Origin of the sequence: Paenibacillus sp. RC73 (assembly GCF_044908085.1) — a bacterium.
Classification (GTDB): Bacteria; Bacillota; Bacilli; order Paenibacillales; family Paenibacillaceae; genus Paenibacillus; species Paenibacillus terrae_A.
The window spans coordinates 120226-135790 of sequence record NZ_JBIYCV010000008.1; the positions used below are offsets into that span (position 1 = coordinate 120226).

Sequence of the window (15565 nt, forward strand, 5' to 3'; positions counted from 1 at the left end):
CCCAAAAGTCCCATGTTCATTACTCATTCCGGGCATGATCCCTGTTGTGCCTTAAGGCTCTATACCCCATACCAGCTTGCCCTGTTGATAAACGGTTGCACGGTCCCAGTTTGCGAAGGCAGTTTGGCTGGAACCATACGAATAATCATTGGTTTCATCAAAATTGCTCCAGTTCGCAGCATGGATACGGGGTTGAATTTCTCCGCTTTCCCCGCCGGGCTGAATAGTACCCGCTCCATCAGTAAATGAAATTTCCACATATTTATCAGCCTTGGCCTTCGGCTCTGGCAATGTTACAAAAGTCGATTTTACCTTTTCATTTCCAACCTTGGCCCAGTCTACAAATAATTGCTGACCTTGTTTGCTTTCATCTGTGTAATAGTAGCGAATTTTCAAATCACTCAGCTTGACAGCCGTTTTTCCTGTGTTTTTGATATTAAATTCAGGGCGGATTGCGTTATCCTTGGTATTCGTGTCTCCGGTGCGATACTGAAGCACAATCCCTTGATCGTCCCCGCCTGGTGTGCTTCCTCCGTTGCCGTTATCGCCGCCGTTGTTTCCACCACCGTTATCGCCACCATTGTTTCCGCCTCCATTATTGTTGTTGGAGCCTTCCAGAATGGCTTGTTTTACGAATTTACCGGAAGCTGACAATTGTGAATCAGGCCATCCCCCTTTACGGTTAGCGCCAGGTAAAAGCGCAGCAGAGGTTTCATTTTTATCGGCCAACGACCAGTTTGCCCAACTGATTCCACGACTAGCCAGGAAATCTGTCCATACCTTAGACTCATTCAGGAACGGCCCCCCGTTACCCGAAGCATCACTGGTTCCCCATTCCGTAGCAAATATGCCCACGCCCTTGTTCAGCGCGTAATCGACGCGATCCCGCAGGTATTGTCCGTGCGTACCCGCATAGAAATGCACGGTGTACAGCGTATTTTTGTCTGGAAGTGGGTTATCTGCTGCATCGTGTACATCCTGACTCCACATGCCTGTACCTGCAATAATAATATTGTCCGGGTCCTTGGCTCGAATAACCTGGGATACCTCCAACGCATAAGGACGAATTTGGTTGTTCCAGTTCACGTTCCCGTTCGGTTCGTTGGCAAGCTCGTAGATCACGTTTGGCAAATTCCCGTACTGAGTTGCAAATTCATTAAAGAAAGCCTTGGCTTCATTTTTATGAATGTTCGGATCACCATCCGAGAGAATGTGCCAGTCAATAATAACGTATAATCCCAGCTTCTGTGCTGCTTCAATGGCTTCCTTCACTTTATTTTTTAATGAAGGATTGGCAATATAACCATCTTCCTCGGTGTATAGCGCAACCCGGAACACGGAAATGCCCCAGTCGTCCCGCAGCCATTTCATCGAGTCCTCATTCACCAGATCCCCAAACCATTGGACACCATGAGAGCTGATCCCTTTGAGCTGCACAGGCTTCCCGGTTTTATCCACCAGCTTACCATTCTTCACTGAAAGTTGTCCGTAACGCTCCACGGGAGTTGTCCCGGCAGCCTCTGCGGTCTGCGCATTCCAGTTAAATCCGTTCGTTAACGTCAACAGTAACACCGCAGTTAACATCACCGCTACTCTTTTTGCGATCCTTGGCAGGACCCATTGCCCATTCATCATTTACACATTCCTTCCTTTTAATAAAGTGGATAAGCTTATCAGTACGTTGTTCTCCGCCTTTTCGCTCCCCTCCTTTATACAGCAAGAGGATCAGGTCCAACATTAGGTGTCACTTACCTGTATATGGATGTTACTACTATTATAGTTAGTTCCATGTTATATTTCGACTTTATGGTGGAAAATGAACAGGAAGTCACGGTTTCGGGACAAAAGACCCACCTGAAAATTGCGAAATTTGACGAATTTTGCCACTACGAAAAAGGATCCTAAAACTTCTAAAAAGCCTAAAAAAAAGACTGCTCCCCCATGCCCTTCGGCCCGGTATAGCAGTCTTATACATGATCATGTATGTGAATCGGATCGTGTTAAAAATATCGTATTAACGTATGATCTGCCTATTACCCCTGAGCGGCTGCCTGAGGTTTTTTGATCGTCTGATCTTCCTTCGTATCGCCGCCATCCGTCACTTGACCTGTCAGTATAGTCTCAGATGAGTTGCCCATTACCTTGTCGATCAGTTGCAGCCAAGGCTCTTCACTTCCACCACAGCTCTCAATATCACCGAGCAGGGAGTCCAGCGTGGTTCCTTCTTCCGGCAAATCAATAACTAAACTGTCTTCGTCTACCTGGATGGTGCAGCAGGTTTTCATTGTAAATCCCTCGCTTAATTCTTATTTGAGCATGCACACGCAAGCTCAGATAGGATGAATTCCCATGGATTCCGGGATAAGCCCCTTTGAATCCGTTTGAAATTATAAACCTATTGTTTTGAAATTGCAATGAACAAACCTTGAATTTTTTCAGAATTAGCGAGGGACTACATGAAATTTTTCAATAAAGGCTAGATCCGAGTAACAATTTGATCCACCAAGCCATATGCTACCGCTTCCTCAGCCGTAAGGAAGTGATCTCTATCGGTATCTTTTTCCACACACTCCAGCGGTTGCCCGGTATGATCTGCCAAAATACGGTTCAACTGTTTCCGGCTCTTGATCAGACGCTCGGCGTAAATCAGCACATCCGAAGCTTGTCCCTTGGCTCCGCCCAACGGCTGGTGAATCATAATCTCACTGTTGGGCAGCGCCATCCGCTTGCCCTTCGTGCCTCCGGTCAGCAAAATCGTACCAAAGCTCGCTGCCATGCCTGTGCATATGGTAGATATATCATTTTTCACAAATTGCATCGTATCATAAATGGCAAACCCCGCTGAAATGGACCCGCCCGGACTGTTAATATACATCTGTATGTCCTTCTCGGAATCCTCGGCGGTAAGATGCAACAGTTGCGCTACAATGACATTTGCCATTTGATCCTCAATCTCACCCGACACCATAATGATACGATCCTTTAATAGCCGGGAATAAATATCATAGCTTCGCTCTCCGCGACTCGTTTGCTCAATTACATAAGGAATGGTGCTCATTTGCCAAAACCCCCCTCTTGTTAAGCGGCCATCCTAGCCTGCATGCCATGGGAAGGATTAGAGTTCATTTGAGCGCCAGAAGAATAAAAGCTCTGATACAGCACAGATCCGGCAATCGCTATTGGCTCAGCCATATCGTTCAAGCCAAGCGCAATCCAGCGTTGTGCGTCTCCTGCACAAAAGGCCGCCAAATAAGCCTTAAGCCATTCCCGCTCCTCTTCATGCTCAGGTAGGGTTACAGACTCCAGCCCATTTCCCTCTTTGTGCTTCTGGGCAAGCAAAGCGCGGGCCCGGCTTAAGGCCGCTTTTACCGCACCTTCCGTCGTATTCAGCATCTTTGCCGTTTCCGACGCCGTATAGCCCCATACATCCCGCAGCACCAAGATGGTCCGCTGCCATGTTGATACATGTGTCATTAAATATTGAAGCGCCAGTTCCAGATCTGGTGTGTAATTTTCTTCATAACTCGGTGAAGGCTCATCATACTTTCGAGTATAATCTCCTTCGCCAGGCGCAGACAGGCGCTTTTGAGCATTTTGCCTGCGAATATCATCAATCCATCGATTCCGCGCGGAACGTATTAAATAAGCCTCGCCATTTTCCAGCTCATGCAGTTTTTTCTCAGATTGCAGCATATGCAGAAAAGTCGCCTGCGCCAAATCCTCCGCATCCCATGTGGAGCCTGTCAACGAAAGACAGTAGCGATACAACGCAGGAAGTACTTTTTGGAATGGTTCATTTCCCTTAGAGTGGGAAGATTCATTTTTCATCCGTTCGGATATCACAAAGGCCATATTTGGGGCCCCCCTTTGTTCAGTCCATTTGAGTTTGAGTGTTTCATTGAGGTAGACGGAATTACATATCAAAAGGATACGGTCGTTTAATGGTTTTATTGTAACAAGTAAAATAAACAAAAAACAGCTGATTCACGAGGCCTAGTTCGTTGCTACGGCAACTCCATTTACTTATAACTCCCTTCAACACATCTACCTCTGTCAAAATGAATGTCGATTTTTCGCAAATAAAGGAAGTTTCAATTCATCAAACGAGTGTCTAATAGCCCCAGCGACTTTATTCCTACTTTTGGACATATGTAAATTTTTATTTAAAAGAATACGTTAAAGCATCCTACTTCCATATTGAGGGCTTTGTCAAATTTTGAGACTAATCCACAATCATCCGTCCGGCTCCGCCGCCTTGCCAACGCCCTGCTGTACGTTTCCCCCGTCCAGCGCCTTCCAGAATAAGAACCAACTGTCTGTGTAGCTGTACCTGGGAATAGTCTCTGTATTCCGCACCGCTTCGGTTTGCAATGTAATGCTGGATTGATTCTCTGTCCACGGCTTCCAGGTTCAGGCACATGAGCGCAAACATACAATCCATCGGATCGGTTGCGCCACTTTTAAGCAGCTCGGATGCAAAATACCGCATCGTTTCCGGGCGCAATGTACTTTGATGCAAGCCTGCAAAGGGAGCATGGATATCGCTCCATGTATTGAATTCGGTAGCCATATCAGCAAAATCCTGATAATCCGAGCGAAGCACGGCTCCATCTTTGAGCTTAAACCTGCCCAGCTCCAGTTCATCCAGACCCAGCTCTGGCTCATCCTCCAGCACAATATCCGCATGATGAACAGTGAAATCCGGTCGATCCGTTTGTTCCATAAATAGCAGCTTCAACACCGACAGCCGCCCCATAGCCTTATATGGTACTTCCTGCTCTTGCTCCAGCAGGTACAGCCTGCCCTTGTGCTTTACAATGCCTCTGCCAATGGTCAGCGTGTGCTCCCCGACAGTGACGTTCATCCCGGTAATAATGCCATCCGAATAATCCTGATACCGGATATCCAGAAAACTGCGAGGATAATCTCGCAGATTTTCCAGCATCTCGGTTTTAAGAATACGGCCTTTCTCAAACTTCGGAACGATATGGGTTAACATGGTTTCCCTCCTTTCACAATTCTTCTTTATTCAGGGGAACAGACAGCCGATTCACACCGGGCGCAGGAGGTGGAACAGTAACTCCATCATCGGTGGGCTGAGCTTTACTTCCTCCGAGTAATCCAGTAAACAGGCGAAAATTCTTTTCTAAAAATCTGCGTATATCCATCGTGCTCCCCCTGATTGAAAACTGCGATTCATTAGGATTTTAAGATCTATTTATCTACCTTTACAGCCCGGCTCCCCGCTCGGCCTGCTCACGCAGGATATGATTCAGCTCGCGTTTATCCACGACGTAGGTACGAGCGATCAGATCGTGAAGGGCTTGTTTTCTAGCTGTAAAGGCTGTCATGATAAAGCCGATGCACAGAATGATAGCGGATATAAACTTACTCCAATGGCGGGCACTGGCACGTCCAAAGCTGAGCCTCTGGTTAAACTCATCTACCACGACGATCCCGAGAGCCAGCTTGCCCACCGAGGCTTTGCATTTGGAAGATTCCATAATCGCGTGATACAGCCACAGCGCACCCCAATTAAGCAAAGTCTGTCCAACCATCTTTATGGTAAAAATAGGGGGCGATCCGTCTGTGAGTAAAGAGGTTTCCACCGAAGAAGACCCCCAGTCCCCAATGGCTTGAATCACAAACCAGATCAGACCCAGAATCATAAACACGAACCACATCAACAGATTGTCAATAATACTCGCCAAAACCCGTTTCCAAAAACCTGCGTATAACATACTATATCCTCCATATATTGTATTTTTATTCCACGGTGTCTCCTGGTATTTCGCACTTCATAGTGTCTTCGTATCGCGCTGTATGCTGCCTCTGTTGGCCTGTCCTACTTCGTACCGTCAAAGAAATCCAGCTCGGAGAGATCGTTTTCGAAGGCAAAAAAGCGTTTGGGTCCCAGATGCAGCAATTCATCCCGGCGGGTAACCGGCACCACATAAAAGCCCCAACGGCTGTCGCCTGCAAAAACAAAATATTTCGTCTCACCGTTGCGAATAGAGTCGGTATCATCCTGCGGAATATCCCGCCCGTACAGCACGGCGATTTCCTCATATGGCATCGGCTCAAAGGCTTCTGGCCGACTGCGGTACACATGGCGCTGACGCAGCTTGCCACCGTTCGCCGTCAGGAAAAATTCCACCTCGGCCGCATGGGACGGCCTGGAAATAGAGCCGCGCACGCGGTTGCTTTCCAAGCTCGCAATCAGCTCCTTCTCGCGCCCCGTATGCGTCCATGCGCTGACGGTGTACGGAATAGCTGGAATATGATTGGTAATGACAGGCTCAATCGTGCCCATTTTTTTGGCGTTCAAGTAACGGATAGCGCCGCGCAGACAGGCCATTTTCAGCTCGGGCACCCGACTCAGGTCCTCCGCCTTCTGACGGAACTCAATACTGCGCCCCGGCACAAATTCCTTGAGTGCCTCACGGAACACATCAATTCGGCAGGACTGCCCGGTCAGCTTGATAATCGAGTAATCCTGCAAGCGCCCCTCCTGATAAAAATCATCCAGAAACTTACGCACAATATTATAGATATCCGCCTTGAGAAGCTGCTGTATTTCACGGATATTGAACACTACATCAGGCAATCCATATTCATCACGAAAACGTCCATTTTCGATGACTGAAACCAGCCAACGATCCATCACGGCAATGTTCAGATCGCTTTCAGATGAAAATACCTGCTCTGATTCGAAGCGGCTGCGCAGGATGCCTGTGCGTAAGAAAAATTCCTTTTTCATATTTTCCGCCGCGCTCCACAGCAGATGAAAATTGCTTAGCACCCGCTGATATTCATCCCGTGTGGCATGCTCGTACTGCTTGAATGCCGTAGGCAAGATGGCCTCTGCCTCTCGATAACGTTCCTCCAGTCCGGCATACACAGCATCTACGCCAAACTCATCCACATGGCGGTACAAATCCCCTGAAGGAATGCCGATCAAGGCATCAATATCAGTGTCAGGCAATCGCGTTTCCGCAGCATAATAGCCTGCAAACACAATTTTCATGAACTGCATAATCCGATACGTCAGATTGTTTCCGCCAAAATTGGTATCCCCATTTTCATACGTGGTGTGGATATCCAGCTTATAGGCAATACGTCCATCCTCAATGCGAAATCGGCAGGATGATAAATCCGTTGTACCTCCACCACAATCGATCACAAGAGCCTGATATTCCTCACCATCCGCAAACGTCCCTCGTTCCATCTGGTCTGCCAGTGTATTGTACAGCACAGCCAGCCCTTCATCCAGTGCATCCTCTGCTTCAATCCGATAATCCGGTAAAATATCGCTAAACATCTCGATAAACTGAGGCTGCAGCTTGACGGGTGCTGAAAAATGAAGGTTACGAAACCGGCACTTGAATTGCTGCTCGGCTGTGGCAATCACATAGCGTATAAAAGCCGCCAGAATTTCGCTGCGGGAAGCAGTCGCCGTATTCCCCTCGGAATCCATTAATTCCTCGGTTCGCTTATAGTCGTTGACCCAGCGCTTGATACCCCGTAGTACCGTCGCCCGGCTGCCCGCTACATCCGTTCCACGCAGTGCTTCCTCTCCGAATACATATACGATATGCTCCGGGTTAGAGCAGTCCGCGACACGAATGGCGGTCGGCAACACTTCGATCCAATCCCCCTCCGCTCCCTCCGGGCCGGGGAAGGACACATAGTTGATCGCGTTTAGCCGTACCGTGCTGCTCATGCCCGCATCCGGGGCAGTAACATAGGAGCTGTCCAGATATGCGCCTGCCGTGGTGTTCGAGGTGCCAAAATCAACCGCCAATACTGCATCTGTCGTTTCAGTACCGCGAATGATCAGCTCTGCCACCGGAATACGTTGGCCTTGAAGCTTCAATGGCAGCATCGGCTTATCTCCATAGTAGAGGTTATAAAAATATTCCGATTCCTGTCTTCGCAAAAACAGCAGACTGTAATTATGGTTGGTCGTCTCTCGCAGTTCAGCGTCGAGATGGCGGGAAAGGTAATATACGCCTGTCCGCCCCTCGTCCTTCACCAAATTCAAAATACCGCACAGGTCGCCTACCGCATTCACCAGCAGCACATTAGACGCATTCAGCCAGGGCAAGTCGGATTCAATCCGGTAATTGTCCATTCGACCTGTACGCACACCCTGATACAGCGTGATTTTGGCGGGAACCCGGATACCGCCGCTCTCCTGCCGTCGATCATTCCAATTTTGCCGCAGTGCCGATTCGATGCGCTCGAAGCCGCCGGGGTTGGGCCGCGTGATGAGCAGGTGCTCCTCTGCACTCCGAAACCGCAGAATCACACGAATCAGTTCCTCACGTGCCAGACGATTAGCAAAGCCCTCGACCAGCCGCTCCTTATCGCATATTCCGCGCAACTGAAAGGTTGTCATTTGCTCTAGCTCCGCCCGCGTGTATTTCGCCGTGAAGCGAATGCCTTTTCGATCGGTGAGCGGGTCAAGCAGTCTGTATGTATAGGGTCCGTTCATCGTTCACATGTCCTTTCTCTGCCATTTGGCCTTAATAGAGGGCAATAGCGTCTATTTTCATCGTCGGGTCTGCCTCCAAAATACCGAAATGACGTGTCCAATACAGCTCAATCGTAAAACGCGCCGGAAGAAACAGATCCAGAATTAAATCTGCTTTGGTCCGTGATAACTGCGTTTCCTCCTGACCGATATAGATGAGCAATTCGTCCTTTTCCTCACAATTGGTATAAATGATCGAGCGGTGAAAAACGCGGCGCATCGTTTCTTTTAGCAGATGTACAGCTTCCCCCGTCTCATACAGCCGCAGCAATCCTTCGGCAATCGCATCCTGCTCATCACGGTTTAACTGTGCAAAGCTTTCCCTCACCTTCGGGCCAAAAATGCCGTTCCCGATGTCACGCTGAACAAACCGGATATGGTACTCCCGCCGATTCATGCCCTGATACAAATCAGTTTCTGCCAGAAAATGTATCATAATATCGAACAGCGATTCTCTCAGCTCTAGGTACTCCTCAGCATCCGGCGGAAACAGGTCCCGAAAAATAGAATAAAAGCGGTAGTATGGATTGATTTCCACCACCTGCTCCAGCTCGGATGTATTCAGCTCGGTCAGACTCAGCTCCATATACGGGGAGTAGCTAACAGCGGGTACAAACCGGAAGCTATTCACATCTAACTCCTGTTCCCTCGCGCGCATAAGCAAATCCCAGACGTAATTCACAGCCATTCTCCTTCACATTTGTATTCCGGGAAATACATCTGCACTTCCGACACCAGAAAGCTCATCAAGTCGGACAAAATATAAGCGGGAAATGTTGGCGAAGCATCCGCAGAAGCGTGTCTGAACCCCAATCGCATGATCTGCTTGCCTTCTTCGGTCCGCACGTTGTCACTGACAAACGGATTTAACGGATACGTCTGAGTTTTGGATAAAAGCTTGCTCACATCATTTCTGCCTGTGCCTCCCCAAATGTCCACACGCTCCAATTCCAATCCCTGTGCAGCTTCAAAAGAGTGTACAATGCGTGTAATTTCGGCTTTGGCCCGGACGATCACAGCCTGTTTACCTGCATAGCGGCCCAAAAAGCTGTCCTGCCGCCGATTGGACAACACCGGATAGGTCTGACGACTAAGCCGCGTTGGGACGGGCTTCGTAACCTTCAACACATTCCATTCGCCGGACTTATCACGTGGCGTGACAATCGTCAGTTCCTCTTCCGTGCGTTTGATATACCGGATATCGCCTTCCACTCCGTCAATCAGGTAGCCGTGCTCAGGTCCTGTTTTACTTAAAGGAAGCACATGCTCATAGTTCACATGATCTATAGCTGGTATTGGGAAACCACTGTTTTTCAGAGACAGTCGTTCAATGTTCCAAAGTGGAAAAACATCCACCTTCTTAAAAACGTCGAATTCCTCCAATGAGATCGTAATTTCGTGGATTTCCTCATCAGCGTCAGGCTCGCCTTCTCCTCCAACCAGTACACAATCGACAAATTTATAAGCGTACGGGTGATTAATCGTTTTCCACGGCATGCCATTTTGCATGAACATCAGATACAGCTTCTCAATCTCTAAAATATAAGAACGGTTGTGTTCCAGACGAAAACGAATCGGATAGCTTCCGGTTTCCGTTACCAATGTTCCCCCGAAAACCCGTTTGCTGCGTACAAGCGCGGTGATCTGCTCGGTCTCCATCTCCAGAAAAAGAGTAAACAACGGCAACGCTCCGCCTTCCCGAACGACCTCTGCCACACGGCTGATATCCATCACCTTGTCCTTGGTATCTGTCGGCAACACCGGAAATAAAAATTCATGAATCGGATCATAGTCCTCACGTGATGTCAATGACACGTACACGTCAAACTTCTCTTCCGTATTCTCAATTTCCTCAAATACCCGCCGTTCCAGCTGGCGGGTCATTTCTTCCTGGTATTCGACGAGGTTCATAAACACCCCCGCCATCATATTTTTAAGCAAACGTCTCTGCTCCAAATCGTCCATCTTGCTCAAACGGTCCTGCACCAGCTCTTTCACGACGCCTCACTCCTTTCCGGCTCCAGCATTCATTGAACATGAAAACCTCAATTCCCGTTCGCAGCCGCCTGATCCTTGCTGCCTGAATCAGACGTACCTGCTTCTTTGGAAGTGGAATCAGCAGTTCCTTTCTCCTTGTTGACAGCTGCCTTCGTCGAAGAAGCATTTCCATCACTCGTACTGCCGTTCTTTGTAGCTGATGAAGCTTCCTTCTTCGCGTCCGCTGTATCCCCTGAACTCGTTGTCGCAGCATTACCCGTAGCTGGCGCAGCCTTGGTTTGCGATGTTGTAGCAGCTGGCGCAGCAGCCGAAGCCGCAGCTTCGTCCGCTACGTCCCCGGTGCCTGTATCGTTCAGCGCTCCGTCAGATAGTGACGCTCCATCAGCAAGCTGACCATTTTTCTGCTGGTCCGCGCTCTGTTTCTCCTCTGCCTTCGCAATACTTCGCTCCAATGCCAGCACACTTTCTAGCTTGCCGATTTCCTGATAAATCTCCTGTGCCCCGCTATAAGCGTCAATGGCTCCTTCATAATCGAGGTCCTTCATCAGCCGATCCCCTCTGGCCTGAAGCTTGCCAGCCTGAATTTCCTTGAGCTGCTGCTGGATGGCCGTCATTTTATCATTAGTCTCGGTAATCTTTTTCTCCAACTCTTTTTGCGCAGATGTATAACCGGATTCCATCGCAGCTTTATTCGCCTTCGTATACAGCTTGAGCGCACTCGCGTAATCTCCGCCCTGAAATTTCAAATCTCCGTCCTTCATCCAGCTCGCCGTCTCGGCATAGCTGTCCAGCTGGTCGATTTTTTTCTCAATATCCTTCACATTGAAAGGCGGGTACAGACCGGCACTTTTCCTCGCTTTATCGTAGCTCGCTTCGGCTTTGGCAAAGTCTGCTTTTTCCACATATCCGTCTCCGTCAACCATGAGTTGAGATACTTTCTGCTCTGCCGTATACAGTCGCTTGTGAATCTTATCGTTAATTTTAACTGCCGCGTTTTTCGCTTCACTGTAGGACTTGAGCGCCTTCGCATAATCTCCTGCCCTGGCGTAATCATCCGCGGCCTGAGCCGATTCGACCATCGTTTCCAACGCAGCCGCCTTGTTCGCAGCCATACGGGCCAGGGTAATCCATGCTCCTCCGCCTACAATCACAAAAGCGAGCAACGCAATCAAAATCCGTTTGATCAGCTTGCGGCGGTTCTTAGGCTTTTCCTGAAAAATTTTGTTCACATAGATGGCGGCAGCCGTATAATTGTTCACCGCCCGACGCTGCTTGCTCAGCAGAACCTCTTCCAGCGTATCCGTCAGCACGACCGGGTCCTTTGCTTCCTCCAGCGCACCCAGCATTTCCGCCAGTTCAACATCTTCCCACATCCCGGATGTGGCAAGCAGCATTACATCTCCATCTGCAAGCTGCGTCTTTTTGGCATAATGGGCATGAACTCCATTCGGATTTCCCAGGTATTCCAGCAGATTGCCCCGTTCCTCATGCGTGCTGGTCGCTTCGTCGGGAATACGTCCGTCATCCGCCAATGACTGAGCCAAGCTATGATCCTTACTGCGAAAATTAAGCCGTCCATTGCGAAAATGATACAGCCTCACATTACCGCACGAAACATATACCATTTTGTTGTAGTTGGTCACCACTATGAGCAGACTGGCCTTGAGCCGCACACGGCGGCTTTCGAATTGCAGCCAATCCTGCGCTTCACGCAGGTCTCTCATCAGGCGCCGCTTGGACATGGAAGGCTTCTCCATGAAGTTTTCCAGTACCGTTTTGACAACCATTTCCGCGCTGCGCAGCTCCTGATCCGAATCCAGACCGTCTGCGAGGACATAACAGGCCATGTCGTCCGTCTCCATGAATGCAAAATAGTCCCGGTTGTCTATGTAAGAGCCCGCTTCCGACACAAAGGCGGTACTAAAATCGCTGTTGTCCTTGCGCATCGCTACCCCCGTCTTTCTGGTTTCATCCTATCGCCAACATAACCACTGTCGCGTTATCCTGACTTTTAAAGCCTTTATCATTAATCGTATCGATCATCGCTTCCGCCATTTCCTGCGGTGCTCCACCCTTGCGCATGATCTCTTCCAGCTCAATCTCAGTCAGTGCCTCCTGAATGCCATCGCTGCACAACAGCACATGATCGCCTGCGTACAGGCGAATCGGTGCCGCACCAAGCTCCATGCTCTCAAAGCCCTCATAGCCCAAATAATTGACCAATTGATTGCGAACCGGACTCGTTTTGGCCTCTTCCGAGGTCATTTGCCCAGCCAGCACGCGTTCCTCCAGCAAGGTTTCCGCCGTATGCTTGGAATTAACATTCTGAAAATGACCATTGCGGTAAATCGTAATCAGGCTATCGCCCACCGCTCCGTAATACAACTGATAGCCACAAATAATGACCGCCGCCAGCGTCGTTCCTCCACCCTGCCCATTCAAATTTTGCAAAATACCGCGATTGCTCTGAGTTGCCGCTTCTGCAAAATAACCGTTCAGGTTCGACGCATCCTCCAGTTTGACGAACGCCTTCGTAAAGGTTGTCACCGCTAACGTACTGGACATGCGCCCATTAGCCAGTCCGCTGATGCCGTCTGCGACAACCGCCAGCGTACCGACAGTTGTCGTCATACTTGCAAAATAATCATCCTGCTCGCTTCGGCTCCCGATCGTTTGACCATTTCCGATCTCAATTCCACTCACGGTACGGCTGCCGGGACTTCGCGTCAGCCGCATGCGGATCATGAGAAGAACAGCGAATAGCACCGCAGCTCCGCATACAACAAAATAAGGCTGCATTTCGTTACCTCCCTGCACCATGCCCACTTCCGTCCTAGTTTTCGTTGTCCCACTCAAAATGGGCACCGCACAGCGGGATAAAGATAAATTTGCTATGTCCCAGCTGAATCACGTCATAAGCAGCCAGCTCTGCTGGTGAATATACTGCCTCGTTATTGTGATACGCCAAGCCTGACGAATCCCCCGGCAGCAAGTAGAAATTACGCTTCTTCGGATCATACACAATGACCGCATGATTTCTGCGGGAAATCGTGTTGTCCCCAATAATACGGACATGCATTTCCTCGGCGCGTCCAATAAAGTTTTTCTCGGCCATAATGCGGTAGTCCTGACCCACCTGCGCTCCTTCGATGCATACCAGCCACCCGGTTACCGGGTGAATCCCCACAGTCTCGCCCAAATACGGCATCGTTCTGTCATCGTCTCCCGCACCGTTGGTTTTTGCCGTTGGTTCAACACTTTTGGGTGCGGCTACATTTACCACCGTATTACAATAAGGACACGTATTTCCATGCTTTCGTGTACTGAACATGTGTCCGTTCGGGCATCTTGTCAAACTCATAATCGGTTCCTTCCCCCATTGTCATGATTGTCTTTTCAGCTATTTAACGAGCAGCCTCGTATTGGCAATATATAATAAATCACCTGAGTAAATCCGGTACGGCTCACCGCTTTCCAGCTTCTTGGTTACACTTTCGTTCGCAGGTCGCAACCCCGTACCATTGCCAGAATCCACATCCTCCACAAACCAGTCACTGTTCACCCGATTGAGGACTGCATGTTCCACGCTTACAAGAGATGCATAATCTGTGCCTGCCAAATCAATATCCGCCTCGGAGCGACCCGTTGTTTTGCCGATCAGGAGCGAAGTTTCGCCTTCGATATACCATTCTTTAATGGACTCACCCTCTTCATCCATCAGTATCAGCTTGGCAATCCGATTGCGCTGTGTCTTTGGCTTCGCTACACGTTCAACTGACACCAGATTACGCAATATGTATACAAGCACGCCGATTCCGATACCTATCACGACCACGGTTTTCAAACCGCTATAGCCTGTACGACTAAACATATAATAGGCGATCGCCAGCATCAGCCCGAACATGGCAACATCTATGATGAAAACCCATCTGTTCTGCGCCGTTTTCACTGCTTGCTTCCCCCGTTTCTATCCTGAAATCATCACTTTTTACGAATACCGAAAAACTGATTAAACATCGCCGAGGTATCCGTCGGATCACCGGATTTTTTCGTTTTTTTCCCCGGTGAGCCTTCCTTCGTTTTCGGATGAAAACCGAAAAATTGCTCAAAATCAGTTCCTATATCAGCCGGATTAAACCCTTTGGCTGCGGTGCGAGCACCGCTGGAAGATGCTGACCCTCTTCCTCTATCTTGTTGCGGTCCGCCAGCTCCCTCTGTTTTTCGGATGAGCTCGGCATCGTATGCCTGCCGCAATGCTTCGTCACGCAAGGTATTGTAAGCCTCGTGAATCAGCTTGAACTTGCGCGTTGCTTCCTCGCTTCCCTGGTTGGTATCAGGATGATACTTTTTGGCCAGTTTGCGGTAAGCCTGCTTAATCTCTGTCTCCGAAGCATCCCGGCTGACACCGAGCAGCTCATAATAATTGGTCATTGTGTGATGTTCCCCTCTCCGAAAAAAACAAATATTAAGAGACCCGGGGGCCTCTTAATATTGATCCACCCTACGCTTGCACGTGGAGTGAGTGTGTGTTCAAGCTGCGCTTAACGTCAGGACGTCAAGCTTAAACCGGATATCCGCCGTCGATGGTAGCCAGCTCGGTTTTGTCTTTCTTTTGTTTGATGAAGAGTGTAAACGCACCTACACCTTCTGTGTCGCCAAAGTGCTCGTTGTAGTCTACAACGAATGCATTCGGGAAGTGGATTTTACGCACAACTTGGTCAGCTGCGATAACTTCCAGTGTTACTTTACGGTAGCTGTCTGCTTTTTCAGCAGGAACCAGGGACCACAAAGCCAGTTTCAGCGTGTCATCCGCGCTGTCGCCGTCTACGGCTGTGATAATTTTACCGCTGATGCGCAGCGTGGAGCCTACGTCAGTGGAACGTGCATTGGAGTCGTCCGGTGTATCGGTGTCATAAATAACCGTTTGGATGTTATCCAAGCCCAGCTCGATTGTTTCTTGTCCTTCAACTTTCAGTCTGAATCCCATGTGTGTTGCCTCCTTGAAATTAGGTAATATGATGGCGGGAGAAG

The 15565-nt window shown here is 49.2% G+C and carries 16 protein-coding genes; all 16 read right to left on the bottom strand.

What is annotated here, in order from left to right; genetic code table 11:
- Positions 1-51: 51 nt before the first annotated feature.
- The gene (locus ABH897_RS19580; RefSeq protein WP_283652899.1) at positions 52-1635 is read right to left on the bottom strand and encodes a cellulase family glycosylhydrolase; all 1584 of its coding nucleotides are present in this window, start codon (positions 1633-1635) and stop codon (positions 52-54) included.
- A 398-nt stretch (positions 1636-2033) separates the two neighbouring features.
- Positions 2034-2285, bottom strand: a complete 252-nt coding sequence (locus ABH897_RS19585; protein WP_283652900.1) for a hypothetical protein — start codon at positions 2283-2285, stop codon at positions 2034-2036.
- Positions 2286-2476: 191 nt separating this feature from the next.
- Positions 2477-3058, bottom strand: a complete 582-nt coding sequence (gene clpP, locus ABH897_RS19590; protein WP_283652901.1) for an ATP-dependent Clp endopeptidase proteolytic subunit ClpP — start codon at positions 3056-3058, stop codon at positions 2477-2479.
- A 20-nt stretch (positions 3059-3078) separates the two neighbouring features.
- Positions 3079-3852, bottom strand: a complete 774-nt coding sequence (locus tag ABH897_RS19595; RefSeq protein ID WP_283652902.1) for an RNA polymerase sigma factor — start codon at positions 3850-3852, stop codon at positions 3079-3081.
- 370 nt (positions 3853-4222) lie between these two features.
- The gene (locus ABH897_RS19600) at positions 4223-4999 is read right to left on the bottom strand and encodes a DNA and RNA helicase (protein ID WP_283652903.1); all 777 of its coding nucleotides are present in this window, start codon (positions 4997-4999) and stop codon (positions 4223-4225) included.
- A 13-nt stretch (positions 5000-5012) separates the two neighbouring features.
- Positions 5013-5168 (bottom strand): hypothetical protein, encoded by a 156-nt coding sequence (locus tag ABH897_RS19605; protein ID WP_170970890.1) that lies wholly within the window; start codon positions 5166-5168, stop codon positions 5013-5015.
- A gap of 60 nt (positions 5169-5228) precedes the next feature.
- Positions 5229-5741: an RDD family protein gene (locus ABH897_RS19610; protein WP_283657251.1), complete on the bottom strand. Its 513-nt coding sequence runs from the start codon at positions 5739-5741 to the stop codon at positions 5229-5231.
- A 104-nt stretch (positions 5742-5845) separates the two neighbouring features.
- Positions 5846-8497 (bottom strand): molecular chaperone, encoded by a 2652-nt coding sequence (locus tag ABH897_RS19615; RefSeq protein ID WP_404520985.1) that lies wholly within the window; start codon positions 8495-8497, stop codon positions 5846-5848.
- Positions 8498-8528: 31 nt separating this feature from the next.
- Positions 8529-9218, bottom strand: coding sequence for an iron-dependent peroxidase (locus ABH897_RS19620; protein ID WP_404520986.1), 690 nt, complete (start codon positions 9216-9218; stop codon positions 8529-8531).
- Positions 9215-10534, bottom strand: a complete 1320-nt coding sequence (locus ABH897_RS19625; protein ID WP_404520987.1) for a normocyte-binding protein — start codon at positions 10532-10534, stop codon at positions 9215-9217. Before ABH897_RS19625 ends, ABH897_RS19620 begins: the two co-directional genes overlap by 4 nt.
- 47 nt (positions 10535-10581) lie before the next feature.
- On the bottom strand, positions 10582-12480 hold the full coding sequence (locus ABH897_RS19630) for a serine/threonine protein phosphatase (protein WP_404520988.1): 1899 nt from the start codon (positions 12478-12480) through the stop codon (positions 10582-10584).
- A 22-nt stretch (positions 12481-12502) separates the two neighbouring features.
- Complete coding sequence (locus ABH897_RS19635; protein ID WP_283652910.1) at positions 12503-13333, bottom strand: PP2C family protein-serine/threonine phosphatase; 831 nt, start codon at positions 13331-13333, stop codon at positions 12503-12505.
- 34 nt (positions 13334-13367) lie between these two features.
- Positions 13368-13895 (bottom strand): FHA domain-containing protein, encoded by a 528-nt coding sequence (locus ABH897_RS19640; protein WP_014282882.1) that lies wholly within the window; start codon positions 13893-13895, stop codon positions 13368-13370.
- A gap of 39 nt (positions 13896-13934) precedes the next feature.
- Entirely contained in the window at positions 13935-14483 is a 549-nt protein-coding gene (locus tag ABH897_RS19645; protein WP_283652911.1) for an FHA domain-containing protein, read from the bottom strand.
- 32 nt (positions 14484-14515) lie between these two features.
- Positions 14516-14965, bottom strand: a complete 450-nt coding sequence (locus tag ABH897_RS19650; protein ID WP_283652912.1) for a J domain-containing protein — start codon at positions 14963-14965, stop codon at positions 14516-14518.
- Between the two features lie 130 nt (positions 14966-15095).
- Entirely contained in the window at positions 15096-15521 is a 426-nt protein-coding gene (locus tag ABH897_RS19655; protein WP_283652913.1) for a membrane-associated protease 1, read from the bottom strand.
- Positions 15522-15565 lie beyond the last annotated feature (44 nt).